General features: G+C 66.7%; 1 pseudogene. It reads left to right on the forward strand.

Annotated elements, in window-relative coordinates:
- A pseudogene (locus EOA38_RS38490) lies at positions 1–458 on the forward strand (BMP family ABC transporter substrate-binding protein); the annotation flags it as partial.
- Between the last annotated feature and the right edge of the window lie 91 nt (positions 459–549).

A 549-nucleotide genomic window follows, 5' to 3' on the forward strand; every position in this document is an offset into this window, starting at 1 on the left:
GTGCCGACGTCGTCACCTGCCATGTCGACAGCCCGAAGGTGGTGGTCGAGACGGCCGCCGGCCGCGGCGCCTTCGTCTGTGGCTACCACGCCAACCAGAGCCCGCTGGCGCCGGAAAAATACCTGACCGGCGCGGAGTGGAACTGGGCCAAGGTCTACAAGATGTTCGTCGACGACCTCATCGCCGGCAAGCCGCTGCCCAACTTCACGCGCGGCGGCCTGGCCGACGGCTTCGTCAAGATGAGCCCGCTCGGTCCCGCCGTCGGCGAAGCGGCGCGCAAGCAGTTCGACGCCACGCTGGCCGAAATGATGAAAGGCGGCTTCTCCGTCATCAAGGGCCCATTGAAGAGCAACAAGGGCGCCGTCGTCGCTACCGAAGGCCAAGCCTTCGTCGAGACCGCCATCGAGCTCGAAAGCATGGACTATCTCGTCGACGGCGTCGTCGGCTCGACGGCCTAAGGGGCGCGGGCCTTGGGAAACGGAGACATGACGGACACCGTGAGCGGCCCGGACGTGCGGACCATCCTCGATGCGAGGGGATATCGGGCGG

It is taken from the genome of Mesorhizobium sp. M1E.F.Ca.ET.041.01.1.1, assembly GCF_003997355.1.
Taxonomy (GTDB): Bacteria; Pseudomonadota; Alphaproteobacteria; order Rhizobiales; family Rhizobiaceae; genus Mesorhizobium.